Origin of the sequence: Coprococcus comes ATCC 27758, assembly GCF_025149785.1 — a bacterium.
In the GTDB taxonomy this organism is placed as follows: Bacteria; Bacillota; Clostridia; order Lachnospirales; family Lachnospiraceae; genus Allocoprococcus; species Allocoprococcus comes.
The window spans coordinates 2,348,515-2,362,038 of the sequence record NZ_CP102277.1 but is presented as its reverse complement, the minus strand read 5'-3'; the positions used below and the strand labels follow the sequence as shown (position 1 = coordinate 2,362,038).

The 13,524-nt window shown below is 41.2% G+C and carries 13 protein-coding genes; 11 read left to right on the top strand and 2 right to left on the bottom strand.

What is annotated here, in order from left to right; genetic code table 11:
• Positions 1 to 40: 40 nt before the first annotated feature.
• Positions 41 to 976 carry a D-2-hydroxyacid dehydrogenase gene (locus NQ556_RS11700; RefSeq protein WP_022220862.1) on the top strand — a complete coding sequence of 312 codons (936 nt, stop codon included), beginning with the start codon at positions 41 to 43 and terminating at the stop codon, positions 974 to 976.
• A 104-nt stretch (positions 977 to 1,080) separates the two neighbouring features.
• On the opposite strand, the gene pepT is transcribed toward NQ556_RS11700, so the two are convergent.
• The gene (gene pepT, locus NQ556_RS11695) at positions 1,081 to 2,301 is read right to left on the bottom strand and encodes a peptidase T (protein ID WP_022220863.1); all 1,221 of its coding nucleotides are present in this window, start codon (positions 2,299 to 2,301) and stop codon (positions 1,081 to 1,083) included.
• Positions 2,302 to 2,366: 65 nt separating this feature from the next.
• Between pepT and NQ556_RS11690 the strand changes: the two genes are divergently transcribed.
• From NQ556_RS11690 to feoB, 8 genes are all read left to right on the top strand, one after another.
• On the top strand, positions 2,367 to 2,954 hold the full coding sequence (locus tag NQ556_RS11690) for an ATP-binding protein (protein ID WP_008374271.1): 588 nt from the start codon (positions 2,367 to 2,369) through the stop codon (positions 2,952 to 2,954).
• Between the two features lie 329 nt (positions 2,955 to 3,283).
• Positions 3,284 to 3,868: a 50S ribosomal protein L25 gene (locus tag NQ556_RS11685; RefSeq protein WP_008374273.1), complete on the top strand. Its 585-nt coding sequence runs from the start codon at positions 3,284 to 3,286 to the stop codon at positions 3,866 to 3,868.
• Between the two features lie 283 nt (positions 3,869 to 4,151).
• Positions 4,152 to 4,310, top strand: a complete 159-nt coding sequence (locus tag NQ556_RS11680) for a hypothetical protein (protein WP_008374277.1) — start codon at positions 4,152 to 4,154, stop codon at positions 4,308 to 4,310.
• Positions 4,307 to 5,647, top strand: coding sequence for a TrkH family potassium uptake protein (locus NQ556_RS11675; protein WP_008374278.1), 1,341 nt, complete (start codon positions 4,307 to 4,309; stop codon positions 5,645 to 5,647). The genes NQ556_RS11680 and NQ556_RS11675 overlap by 4 nt, the downstream gene beginning before the upstream one ends.
• 15 nt (positions 5,648 to 5,662) lie before the next feature.
• Positions 5,663 to 6,316, top strand: a complete 654-nt coding sequence (locus tag NQ556_RS11670; RefSeq protein WP_008374280.1) for a potassium channel family protein — start codon at positions 5,663 to 5,665, stop codon at positions 6,314 to 6,316.
• Between the two features lie 20 nt (positions 6,317 to 6,336).
• On the top strand, positions 6,337 to 7,404 hold the full coding sequence (locus tag NQ556_RS11665; protein WP_243271164.1) for a sensor histidine kinase: 1,068 nt from the start codon (positions 6,337 to 6,339) through the stop codon (positions 7,402 to 7,404).
• A complete protein-coding gene (locus NQ556_RS11660) occupies positions 7,394 to 8,095 on the top strand; it encodes a response regulator (protein WP_008374289.1) in 702 nt (233 codons plus the stop codon). Before NQ556_RS11665 ends, NQ556_RS11660 begins: the two co-directional genes overlap by 11 nt.
• A 128-nt stretch (positions 8,096 to 8,223) precedes the next feature.
• On the top strand, positions 8,224 to 10,569 hold the full coding sequence (gene feoB, locus NQ556_RS11655; RefSeq protein ID WP_044999193.1) for a ferrous iron transport protein B: 2,346 nt from the start codon (positions 8,224 to 8,226) through the stop codon (positions 10,567 to 10,569).
• 43 nt (positions 10,570 to 10,612) lie between these two features.
• On the opposite strand, the gene NQ556_RS11650 is transcribed toward feoB, so the two are convergent.
• A complete protein-coding gene (locus tag NQ556_RS11650) occupies positions 10,613 to 11,512 on the bottom strand; it encodes a LysR family transcriptional regulator (RefSeq protein ID WP_008374293.1) in 900 nt (299 codons plus the stop codon).
• 270 nt (positions 11,513 to 11,782) lie between these two features.
• Here NQ556_RS11650 and NQ556_RS11645 point away from each other — a divergent pair, with 270 nt between their 5' ends.
• Together NQ556_RS11645 and NQ556_RS11640 are read left to right on the top strand one after the other, a co-directional pair.
• Positions 11,783 to 12,904, top strand: coding sequence for a 5-methyltetrahydropteroyltriglutamate--homocysteine S-methyltransferase (locus tag NQ556_RS11645; protein ID WP_022220867.1), 1,122 nt, complete (start codon positions 11,783 to 11,785; stop codon positions 12,902 to 12,904).
• Positions 12,905 to 12,994: 90 nt separating this feature from the next.
• Complete coding sequence (locus NQ556_RS11640) at positions 12,995 to 13,519, top strand: nitroreductase (protein WP_022220868.1); 525 nt, start codon at positions 12,995 to 12,997, stop codon at positions 13,517 to 13,519.
• Positions 13,520 to 13,524 lie beyond the last annotated feature (5 nt).

Here is a 13,524-nt window from a genome sequence, read left to right as displayed (position 1 = left end):
AAAAAGTTGCAAATTACAGTGATAAAGTGAGGAACAGATTATGAAAATAGTTTTTTTGGATGTAAAAACAATTGGAGAAGATATTGATCTTTCTGGATTTGACAGGTTAGGTGAAGTCGTAAAATACGATTTTTCTACATCAGAAGAAGTACCGGAAAGAGTTCAGGATGCAGATGTGATTATTTTAAATAAAGTACAGGTCAATGAGCAGACGATTGGAAAAGCAGAGAATTTAAAGCTGGTATGTGTGACGGCAACGGGGACCAACAATCTGGATAAAGAATATCTGGAAAAAAGAGGAGTTGCATGGAGAAATGTAGCTGGCTATTCGACAGAAACGGTGGCACAGCACACTTTTGCAATGCTTCTCTATCTGCTGGAAAAGATACGTTATTACGATGATTATGTAAAAGAAGAGCGTTACATCAATGATACAATATTTACGCATTTTGCAGAGCATTTTACGGAGATCAGTGGAAAAACGTGGGGGATCATAGGTCTGGGAACAATTGGACGGAGAGTTGCGGATATCGCAAAAGCATTTGGAGCACAGATTATTTATTACTCTGCATCAGGGCGTTCGGCGCAGGAAGGTTACGAACAGGTAGATCTGGATACAGTGCTTGCAAAATCTGACATTATATCCATTCATGCACCGTTAAATGAACATACAGAGGGCTTAATGGATAAAGCAGCATTTGCAAAAATGAAAAAAACCTGTATTTTCCTGAATCTCGGACGTGGTCCGATCGTAGTCGAGCAGGATCTGTATGAGGCACTGGAAAATGACGAGATAGCTGCAGCCGGACTTGATGTACTTTGTCAGGAGCCGATGAGTGAGACGAATCCGCTGCGAAAAATAAAAGACAGCAAAAAACTGCTGATTACACCACATGTAGCATGGGCGAGTGTAGAAGCAAGGACAAAGTTGATGGGGATAATACTGGGACAGATAAAAGAATATTTTCAAATTTAAGAAACCGGAGTTGTCGCATGGATTTTAGTGATATGCGGCAACTCCGGTTTTGCTTAAAATATTTGTTTACTTGTTAAATCGGATTAAAGACGAAAGACAACCCTTTACATCTCCGCGTATAATTTCACAAGCTCAACTGCGATATCCACAGCCTTGTCCATTCCTTCTGCCGTGATGTGTTCATATGGTCCATGGAATGCATGTCCCCCTGTTCCAAGGTTTGGGCAAGGAAGCCCCATAAAGCTGAGCTGGCATCCGTCTGTGCCGCCACGGATCGGAAGCACAAGCGGTGCAACACCCGCATTTTCACAGGCTTTCTTTGCATTCTCAATCAGATGCATGCATCCGGCAATAATCTCAGCCATATTCTGGTACTGGTCAGTAATCATAAGCTTCACAGTGCCTTCTCCCCATTTTTCATTGAGATTTTTTTCGATATGGCGAAGAGTTTCTTTTCTGGCTTCAAACAGATTCTTGTCGTGATCCCTTACAATGTAATGAAGCTTTGCTTGTGCCACATCTCCACTCATACCGGTCAGATGGTAGAATCCTTCATAATCCTCCGTTTCACGCGGGATTTCAAGTCCTGGAAGCATGTTATTGATTTCAGCGGCAACCAGGCACGCATTGATCATCGTATCCTTGCTGGAACCCGGATGCACAGCAAAGCCGGTAATTTCAAAATCTGCCTTGCATGCATTGAAGTTTTCATACTGAATTTCTCCTTCGGTATCGCCATCCAGAGTGTAGGCAAACTGTGCAGCAAATTTTTCTACGTTAAAATGATCAGTTCCACCACCGACTTCTTCATCTGGTGTAAAAGCGATTGAGATCGGTCCATGAGGAATATTTTCTTTGATCAGTGCTTCAGCCATGGTCATGATCTCGGCAACTCCGGCTTTATCATCGGCACCAAGAACAGTTGTACCGTCTGTTGTGATCAGGGTGCGTCCGGCAAGAGATGGAAGATGCGGGAAATCTTTTACGGTAAGGGTACGTCCACTTGTGCCAAGCGGCAGATCACCGCCATCGTAGTTCTTGTGTACGACCGGGATGATGTCATGGTCACAGTAATCGGAAACGGTATCCATGTGTGCGATAAATCCGATAGATGGTTTATTCTCATATCCTGGTGTGGCAGGAATCTTTCCATATACATAGCAGAATTCATCCAGACTTACGTCAGAAATCCCGAGGGCAGTCATCTCATCTGCCAGAATACGTGCCAGGTCGAACTGACACTGGGAAGAAGGAGAAGTCGTACTGTGTTCATCACTTGGAGTACGGACTACTACATAATTTAAAAGTCGTTCATATGCTCTCATAATCAAACCTCTTTTCATTAACATTTCTTATCCGAGTATAGCATTTTGCAGGTGAATATGCAATTGTGGCAGCAGGTTCTCTTTTGGGTGCGGCATTGCATAAAGGAACTTCTTTTCCGGTCGGAAAGGTAGAGTTTATGGATCTTTATCCATTGACATTTCAGGAATTTTTGTGCGCATTAGGAGAGGAACGCTTCGTAAATATTCTTCAGGGAACGGATACCGATATGGTGACAACATTCAAATCTAAATATATAGACCGATTACGCGAATATTATTATGTAGGTGGCATGCCGGAAGTAGTACAGACGTATGTAGAAACGAAGGATTTTAATCAGGTCAGAGAGATACAGAAGAACCTGTTGAATTATTATCAACAGGATTTTTCAAAACACGCCGAGACTTCATTGGTTCCAAGACTGAATCTTGTATGGAATTCGATTCCGATGCAGCTGGCGAAGAAAAATAAAAAATATATCTATGGACAGGTGAGAAAAGGATCAAGGGCAAAAGATTTTGAGCTGGCAATACAATGGCTTTTAGACTGTGGACTGATTCATAAGGTACAAAGAGCAGGGAAGAACTTCGATTATTCCGTTGGAAGTGAAAGCGGAGGAAAATTTGAGGGCAAAAAGCCTGAAAGCGTTCTGTGAAAAATATAAGCCTAAATATGCCGTAAGAACGTCAATGTCAGATTACCGGGAACAGGAATGGATGACAAATATTCCTTTGTATAATATCGACAGGATCAAAGAATATCTGGAACAATAAAAAGCTGAAAATATGAAAAATTATGGAAATCTATAAGAGATGAAAAATAAAAAAATTGCACAAAACAAAGAAAAAAGTTTGAAAAACAGCAAAAATATTGATCAAAAAAGATGTGATTTTGGTTAATCTTGATAATCCATGAGTGCTATAATACAGCTGTAACAAGGAAATAGGTACTTTACCAGAAGTCAGTGATTGGAGGAAAAGATAAATGAATACTTTAAAAGCTGAAAAAAGAAACATGCAGACAAAAGCCAAAAAACTCAGAAGAGAAGGTTATGTAACCGGCAATGTATTCGGACGTGAGATTGAAGGCTCCATTCCGGTACAGATGACACAGAAAGAAGCGGAAAAGTTCCTGAAAGCTAATGGCAAAGGAAGCCAGATCATGTTGGATTTGGACGGAGAGCAGATGGATGTGCTGGTAAAAGAAGTCGATTATGATTCTATGGGTTCAAAAGTACTTGAAATAGATTTTCAGGCACTGGTAAGTGGAGAAATGGTACATTCCGTAGCAGAAGTTGTGATCCACAATCAGTCAAAGGTTGTCACAGGTGTTGTAGAGGAACTGCTTGATGAAATTGAATACAAAGCACTTCCATCTGCACTTGTTGAAAAAGTAATTGTTGACGTTGGAGATTTGAAGGTTGGAGAAACCATTAAAGTCAAAGACCTTGACATCGCAAAGGATAAAGATGTCAAACTGATCACAGATCCGGAAGCAGATGTAGCAGGTGTGGCTGCCGTTCATAATGATGTTCCGGAAACAGATGAGGAAGAAGCAGCAGTTGAATAAAAAGATTTTGTAAAAAAGGCGGACGCTTTGCAGAAAGAACTGCAAAGTGCCCGTTTTTTGCTTCATAGAAAATCCCGAAGGAACTTCCTATGAAACAAAAGGCACTGCGTGCCGGAGATGCACATTCTTTCTATTTAATGAAATTCCTAATCCCATTTTTCAGCAGGAAATCATAACGGAATATTTACATAAAATCAGGAATCTTTATACAATCTTTATACTAAAAATACTATCATTGATTTACAAAACAGGAGAGGAAAAACAGTGAGAGGAAGGAAAGGTTATGTTCGAGATTGAGAGTATTATTTTATTTACAGGGATCCTGAGCTTTCTGCTGATCGCCGGATTGCATCTGATGCGTGAACTCGACATTTTTCTGAAGAAGGATAAAAAAGAGAGAGAGGAAGAAAGATATAGAGGAGAAAGGAAACGAAACAAATGACAGTAATATATAAAAAGATGACACAGACACAGATGATTGTTGTCGGGTATTTGTTGTTGATCCTTTTGGGAAGTATTCTCTTAATGCTTCCGGTTTCATCAAGGGATGGAAATATGACATCTTTTGCAGATGCATTATTTACCTCGACATCCGCATCCTGTGTGACTGGGCTGGTTGTACAGGATACATATCTGCACTGGTCTTTTTTTGGACAGCTTATCATTTTGATCCTGATCCAGATCGGCGGTATGGGATTTATGACAATTGGTGTCTGTGTGGCGATTCTGTTAAGAAGAAAGATAGGGCTTAAAGTCCGTGGAATTTTGCAGGAGAGTATCAATAGTATTCAAATTGGTGGAATTGTAAAGCTTACGAAGAAGATTATAAAAGGAACACTTTTTTTTGAAAGCATTGGAGCTGTATTGCTGATGATCCGGTTTATTCCGGAATTCGGAATAGGAAGAGGAATCTGGTACGGGATTTTTCATTCTATATCAGCCTTTTGCAACGCCGGGTTTGACCTTATGGGAGAAAATGGTGCCTATCAGTCACTGATCAGATATTCGGATGACTGGCTGGTAAATACAGTGATCATGCTGCTGATTATAATCGGTGGAATCGGTTTTTTAGTGTGGGATGATCTGTCTGTGAAAAAATTTCAATGGAAAAAATATCATCTGCATACAAAGATTGTATTATCAACAACAGGTTTTCTGATTATAGGAGGAGCAGTTTTATTCCTGATACTGGAAAAAAATAATGTACTGGCAGGGATGCCTGTGAAAGAACAGATACTCTGTTCTTTATTTCACTCGGTGACAGCCAGAACGGCAGGATTTAATACAACCGATACAGGAGCATTGACGGAAGGCAGTAAACTTGTTACTATGATTCTGATGTTCATAGGAGGAAGCCCGGGATCTACAGCAGGTGGAATTAAGACGACAACCGTAGTGGTTCTTATTGTATTTGTGCGTGCAAATCTGATGGAAGCAGCCGGTTGTAATGTATTTAACAGAAGACTGGATGAAACTGCGATCAGAAAGGCCAGTGTTGTAATGTGTACGAATTTGTTCCTTATACTAACAGGAACGATCTTCATGGAAATTATGCAGCCGTTTTCTTTGTCGGATGTGATGTTTGAAGTCTTTTCTGCAATGGGAACAGTGGGAATGTCTGCGGGAATCACAAGAGATGTATGTATGGCATCAAGAATGGTGCTGGTATTTCTGATGTTTTGCGGAAGAATAGGAAGTCTGACATTTGCACTTTCACTGAAAGGGCACAGACATGGAGCACCGATCCGGAAACCGGTAGAAGAAATTACGATAGGATAGAACAAGGAGTAGAAAATGAAATCAGTATTGATTATAGGAATTGGAAGATTTGGCCATCATCTGTGTATTGATATGGCAAATCGGGGAAATGAGGTAATGATCATCGATAAAGATGAGAAAAAGACAACGGATTTGCTGGAATACGCAACAGCAGTACGGGTAGGGGACTGTACAAATGAAGAAGTATTAAGAAGTCTTGGAGTAGGAAATTTCGATCTTTGCTTTGTGTGCATCGGATCAAATTTCCAGAGCAGTCTGGAGATAACAAGCCTGGTAAAAGAGCTTGGAGCCAAACATGTTGTCAGTAAGGCAAACAGGGATATTCATGCAAAATTCTTATTGAGAAATGGAGCGGATGAAGTCTTTTATCCGGATCGGGATATTGCAGAACGACTGGCTGTAAAATACAGTGCAAATCATGTTTTTGACTATTTTGAACTCAGTAAGGATTATTCGATTTTTGAAATCCAGCCGAAGGCTGCATGGATCGGGCGGACGATAGAAGAAGCGGATATAAGGGCAAACTATCATATAAATGTATTTGGAATAAAGAAAAATACAGAGCTGGTGGTCCTTCCGAGAGCGGATTATGTGATGCATGAGAAGGATCATCTGCTTGTAGTAGGTCTTACAAAGGATATTGACCGTCTGCTTGCAAGTATAAAATGATGAATGATGGGGGAAAGAAAATGACAAAAGAGAGAGTAAAATATATGGTGCAGTCGATTGCGATCATGGCGATTGCAACATTTTTGTCTTTTTTTCTCCAGAGTTATGGAATTCGAAAAGAAAATATTCTGATGATCTATATTGTGGGTGTACTGGTCATAACAGTTACAACTACCGGTTATCTGTATGGAATGATGGCTTCTGTATGCAGTGTGCTGCTGTTTAATTATTTTTTTACAGTGCCGGTGCACACATTTGCGATGACGGATCAGAATGATGTGGTACTTCTTGTATTTTTCCTTATCGCAGGATTCATTTCCGCAAGTATTATGGTACGATTTCATAATCAGGTGCGTATTGCAGAGGAAACAAGGGCACAGATGGAAAGAGAAAAGCTGAAAAGCAATATGCTGAGAAGTATATCCCATGATTTCAGGACACCTTTGACCGGAATTATGGGAGCTGCAGGACTCTTAAAAGAGGCGGATGAGTTGGATGCCGGAGTCAGAAAGGAACTGGCAGGAGAGATACAGGAGCAGTCTGTATGGCTGATGCGCCTGATGGAAAATATTTTGAATATGACAAAGCTGGAAAGTGAAGAATTTGAGATCCGGAAAAACCAGGAAGTAGTGGATGATCTGATCTATGAAGCCGTATCACATATCATAGGACTCCGGGAAAAGAGGAGATTTGAAATTAAACTTCCGTCGGAGCTGATTGTTGTAAATGTAGATGGAAAACTGATGGTCCAGGTGCTGGTCAATCTTCTGGATAATGCGATGAAGCATACAGGGGAAAATGGATGGATCTGTATAGAAGCCAGATATGATGCAGGGAAAGTGTGGATCAGTGTAGAAGATGACGGAGACGGGATTCAGGAAGATCTGAAAGAAAATATTTTTGACGAATTTGTTACAAGGTCAGATGAAAAAGGGGACAGACAAAGAGGAATTGGACTGGGATTGGCTATATGTAAAGCGGTAGTAAATGCACATGGTGGAAATATTTGTGCAGAGAACAGAAAAGAAGGCGGAGCAAGGTTCATGTTCTGGTTGGAGGCAAGGCAGGTAAGTACAGATGGCAGATAAGCATAAAATTTTAATTGTGGAAGACGATAAATATATTATTAACTTTATCTCGATGAGTCTTAAGAAAGAAGACTATGATTATGTGATTGCGAAGACATGTGGAGAAGCAAATGCACTGTTCTATGCAAACAGACCAGATATGATCATTCTGGATCTTGGACTTCCGGATGGTGACGGGATTGAGATTATAAAAAATGTAAGAGAAATCTCAAAGATACCGATCATTGTGGTCAGTGCAAGACAGGAAGAGGAAGAAAAAATACAGGCACTGGATCTGGGGGCAGATGATTATGTGACAAAACCGTTTTATATGGGCGAACTGCTGGCCAGAATCCGTGTGGCGCTCAGAAAGAGTAACCAGATTCCGGAGGAAAAGAAAGAAAAAATCTTTCAGTGTGATTATCTGAAAGTGGACTGGGAAAAACATCAGGTATCGATAGATGGGAAAGAAGTTCATCTGACTCCGATGGAATATAAAATTTTGAAACTATTGATCGACAACAGGGGAAAGGTACTGACACATAATTATATTCTCGGTCAGATCTGGGGCAGTGCACAGGGAGTAGAAGCAGCCAACCTGAGGGTATTTATGGCAGCACTGCGAAGGAAGATAGAAAAGGATCCCGGAAATTGCAGATTTATTCTGACAGAAGTCGGAGTAGGGTACCGGTTTAGAGAGACTGCGGAATAAAACAATTTGCAGGCGAGGAAATTAGTTAGAAAAAACGAATGTTATTCTTGAATGACTACCTACAGGACTGATATGATAATGATATAAATTATCAATAAATGGTTTTGCCAAAGGAGACAGATAGAGGAATGACATTAAAAGAATTACAAGTCGGAAAGACAGCTACGATTCTTTCCGTAGGAGGAAATGGTGCACTCAGGCAGCATTTTCTGGATATGGGATTGATCCAGGGAACAGAAGTAACGATTGTAAAGTATGCGCCGATGGGAGATCCGGTTGAGATCAGGATCCATGGTTATGAACTTACGATTCGTCTGGAGGATGCCGGACAGATTGAAATTACGCCGGCCCATGAGCCACATTATAAGAAGAAGGAAGGCAGACAACCGTTAGGAGATGCACAGCATCCGGGGTATGGAGAAGCAGGCATTTTTCATGAGAAGAAAACAGAGCATCCGTTACCGGAGAATACGACACTTACGTTTGCATTGGTTGGAAATCAGAATTGTGGAAAAACAACGCTGTTCAACCAGCTGACCGGATCGAATCAGCATGTGGGAAATTTCCCAGGTGTTACGGTTGACAGAAAAGACGGTGTGATCAAGGAACATCCCAATACCCGTATTACCGATCTTCCGGGAATTTATTCTATGTCTCCGTATAGCAGTGAGGAAATTGTTACAAGAGAATTTCTGCTTCAGGATAAACCGAAAGGAATCATCAATATTGTAGATGCAACCAATATTGAACGGAATATGTATCTGACGATGCAGCTTATGGAACTTGAGATCCCAATGGTTGTTGCGCTGAATATGATGGATGAGATGCGTGTGAACGGTGGCTCTGTGCGTGTGAATGAGCTGGAAGCATTTCTCGGAGTACCGGTTGTACCAATCTCGGCAGCAAAGGGAGAAGGAATTGCGGAACTGGTAGAACATGCACTGCATGTCGCAAAATATCAGGAAGCACCGGAGGAAGTGGATTTCTGCTCTGCTGAAGGTCAGGAAAGTGCGGTTCACAGATGCATTCATGCGATCATGCATCTGATTGAAGATCATGCAAAGGAAGCAGGGATCCCGGTCAGATTTGCAGCAAGCAAACTGGCAGAGAATGATGAGCTTGTCCTGGAAAAATTAAAGCTGAGCCAGAATGAAAAGGAACTTCTGGAACATATCAATCTGCAGATGGAAGAAGAATGCAAGGTAGACCGTTCATCAGCAGTAGCGGGAATGCGTTTTAACTATATCCAGCGTGCCTGTGAAGATACGGTCTTAAAGCCACATGAGAGCAGGGAGCGGGTGCGAAGCAGGAAGATTGATCAGGTTCTGACAGGAAAATATACCGGGATTCCGGCATTTATCGCAATTATGGGACTGGTATTCTGGCTCACATTTAATGTGATCGGAGCATTTTTGCAGGATCTTCTGCAACAGGGAATTGACCAGGTGATTGTAGCCTGCAGTCAGGCACTGGATGCGGCAGGAGTCAATGGCGTATTAAAGTCACTGATTGTAGATGGAATCTTTCAGGGGGTTGGAAGCGTGCTGAGTTTCCTGCCGATCATTGTTACACTGTTCTTTTTCCTTTCGATGCTGGAGGACAGTGGATATATGGCAAGGGTTGCGTTTATTATGGATAAACTTTTGCGAAAGATTGGTCTTTCCGGAAGAAGTATTGTACCGATGCTGATCGGATTTGGATGTACAGTACCGGGAGTTATGGCGAGCCGGACACTTTCTTCAGAGCGTGATCGTAAAATGACGATTATGCTGACTCCGTTTATGAGTTGTTCAGCAAAACTTCCGATCTATGCATTCTTTACAGCGGCGTTTTTCCCGGGGAAGGGTGCAATTGTAATGATTGGTCTCTATTTCTTCGGAATCCTGATGGGAATCCTTACTGCACTTGCAATGAAAGGGACGATGTTTAAAGGAGAACCTGTTCCGTTTGTTATGGAGCTTCCGAATTATCGTATGCCGGGAGCGAAAAATGTTGGTCAGCTTCTCTGGGAAAAAGCAAAGGACTTCCTGCAGAGAGCATTTACCGTTATTTTTGGTGCAACGATCGTGATCTGGTTCCTGCAGAGCTTTGATCTGCATCTGAATATGGTGACAGATTCACAGACAAGTATCCTTGCAACGGTAGCAGGTATGATCGCACCTGTATTCATTCCACTTGGATTTGGTGATTGGAGAATATCAACGGCACTGATTTCCGGATTTATGGCAAAAGAGAGTGTCGTCTCCACTCTTTCGATTTTGTTTGGGTCAACAGCAGCACTGACAGCGGTGATAAATACAGCCGGTGCAGCAGCACTTTTGATTTTCTGTCTTTTGTATACACCGTGTGTGGCAGCGATTGCTTCTATTAAAAGAGAACTTGGTGGTAAATGGGCGATCGGTGTTGTGATCTTTCAGTGCGTGATTGCATGGGCTGCTGCATTTATTGTGCATGGAATTGTATGTTTGTTTTAAAACAAAAACTTCTGGAAACAGGAAAACTGCTTCCAGAAGTTTTTTATTGCAGATATTTTTTCAAGGCATCCAGATAAGTTGTCCCTAATCTGCTTAACATCCTTTTTTTATGTGTAATATACCCAATCCGCATATCACTTTCGTCAGCAAGAGGAACGGCAATAATATCTTTTCCATTCAACTTTTTGTCAATTACACCACTGCATACTGTGTAGCCATTTAGCCCGATCAGAAGATTAAATAAGGTGGCACGATCCCGTACACGGATATTTTTTTTGCGTTCAGATACAGAAAAGATTTCTTCTGAAAAATAAAAGGAGTTGTGTTCACCCTGTTCAAAGGAAAGATATGGATAATCGTCCAGTTCTTCATTGGTGATTATTTTGTGATCGGCGAGAGGGTGACGTCTGCTGATAAATACATGTGGTTTTGCAACAAACAGCTGATGAAAAATAAGCCCGTTGGATTTTAAAATTTTTTCCAGAACCGTTTCATTAAAATTATTTAAGAAAAGAATTCCAATCTCGCTGCGCATTTTTGCTACATCTTCGATGATTTCGTATGTCTGGGTTTCGCGGAGACTGAAATCATATTCATCCTGTCCGTAGGTTTTGATCAGATCGACAAAGGCATTGACAGCGAAAGAATAGTGTTGCGTGGATACACAGAATTTCTTTTTCCCGCCAGAAGTTCCTTTGTATTTATCTTCGAGAATAGCGGCCTGTTCCAGCACCTGTCTGGCGTATCCTAAGAAATCTTCGCCTTCTTTTGAAAGGATGATCCCTTTATTAGTCCGGAGAAAAATGGTAATCTTCATTTCTTTTTCCAGTTCACGGATTGCGTTTGTCAGGCTTGGCTGGGAAATATAAAGACGATTTGCGGCTTCGGTAATTGTTCCTGTTTCAGCAACAGTTACGACATATTTTAATTGTTGAAGAGTCATATTTTTCACTTTCTATAAAGAATATTGTTTTTGGGTTTGAGATATCAGAAAAGTATCTGGAAAATGTATCTTAGCGGAAAATACTTCTGGTCAGATATCCTGGTAATATTGTAGCATGGAAGCAGAGAGCGTGAAACATTTTTTTGATATTGCTATAGTTTTAAACTATGGCAAACTGCATTTTTTTTGTATTTTTCAGATGCAGAATACTCTGCTATACTTTCAAACATAAAAGACAGACAGTACGAAAGAGAAAAGGAGAGCTATATTATGAGTAAAAATACACCATTTCGTTATGACTATGTAGGAAGCTTTTTAAGACCGGAAACACTGAAAAAAGCAAGGAGAGATTTTGAAGAAGGAAAAATTTCTAAAGAAGAACTGACAAAGGTTGAGGATGATGCAATTCTTGATCTGGTAGAGAAGCAGAAAAAAGCCGGATATCATGTGATCACAGACGGCGAGTTCAGAAGAGCAACCTGGCATCTGGATTTTATGTGGGGATTTAATGGGGTGGGACATGAGCCGACCAAGACTGGGTTACCATTTCACGGAGAAGCTGCAATGATCGATGATACGTATCTTACCGGAAAGATTTCCGTAGATCAGCATCCGTTTGTAGAGCATTTCAAATTTGTAAAGGCACTGGAAGATGAAAGTACAGTAGCAAAGCAGACAATCCCGGCACCGGCACAGTTCCTGGAACAGTTTATTATGCCAATGTCCCTTCCAAATACCAATCAGTATTATCCGGATGTGGAAGAACTGGCAGAAGATATCGCAAATGGATATAAGAAAGTTATTCGTGACCTGTATGATGCGGGCTGTAGAAGCATTCAGTTGGATGACTGTTCATGGGGAATGTGTGTAGATCCACATGCTGCAGCAATTTTCGGAACCGATGAAGCCGGACTTCAGAAAATCATGGAACAGCTTCTTGCTATCAATAACCGTGCAATTGAGGGAGCGCCGGAAGATCTGGTGATCAACACTCATGTATGCCGTGGAAATTTCCATTCTACTTATGCAAGCAGTGGTGCATATGACCGTGTGGCAGAAGCTTTATTCGCCCGTGAAAATGTAAGTGCATATTATCTGGAATTTGATGATGCACGTTCTGGTGGATTTGAGCCGTTGAAGAGTGTAAGTGGTGATAAAAAAGTGGTTCTCGGTCTGATCACAACCAAGTCACCAAAGCTGGAAGATAAAGAAGACGTAATTAAGAGAATCCATGAAGCAGCGAAATATGTCCCGCTCGACAGACTGTATTTGAGTCCACAGTGTGGATTTGCTTCCTGTGAAATCGGAAATAAACTGACAGAAGAAGAACAGTGGAAGAAGCTTGCACTGGTAAAAGAAATCGCGGAAGAAGTATGGGGCGAAGAAAAATAAGCCAGATATAAAAATTTAATAAATAAGATACATACAGCTCCTTTCAAATCGTGCTACAATAGAAGCAGATTTGAAAGGAGCTGAAAATTTATGAATGAAGTAATCAAAAATATGGAAGAACGCAGAAGTGTCCGTGGATACAAACCGGATATGATCAGAAAAGAGGATCTGGATACGATCATTGAGGCCGGAACTTATGCGGCAACGGGAATGGGAATGCAGTCACCGATCATCGTGGCAGTGACGGATAAAGCAACAAGAGATCAGCTTTCAGCAATGAATGCAAAAATTATGGGAACCGATACAGATCCGTTTTATGGTGCACCGGTAGTTCTTATTGTACTTGCAGATAAGGCAAGACCGACATATCTTTATGATGGAAGTCTTGTGATGGGAAATCTGATGAATGCAGCGCATTCGCTTGGAATCGGAAGCTGCTGGATCCACCGGGCAAAAGAAGAATTTGAATCCGAGGAAGGAAAGGCTCTTCTGAAAAAATGGGGAATCGAAGGAGACTATGAAGGAATCGGTCATTGCGTACTTGGATATGCGGCAGCAGAACTTCCTGCAGCAAAACCAAGAAAAGAAAATTATGTCTATTATGTAGAAGCATAGGAGTG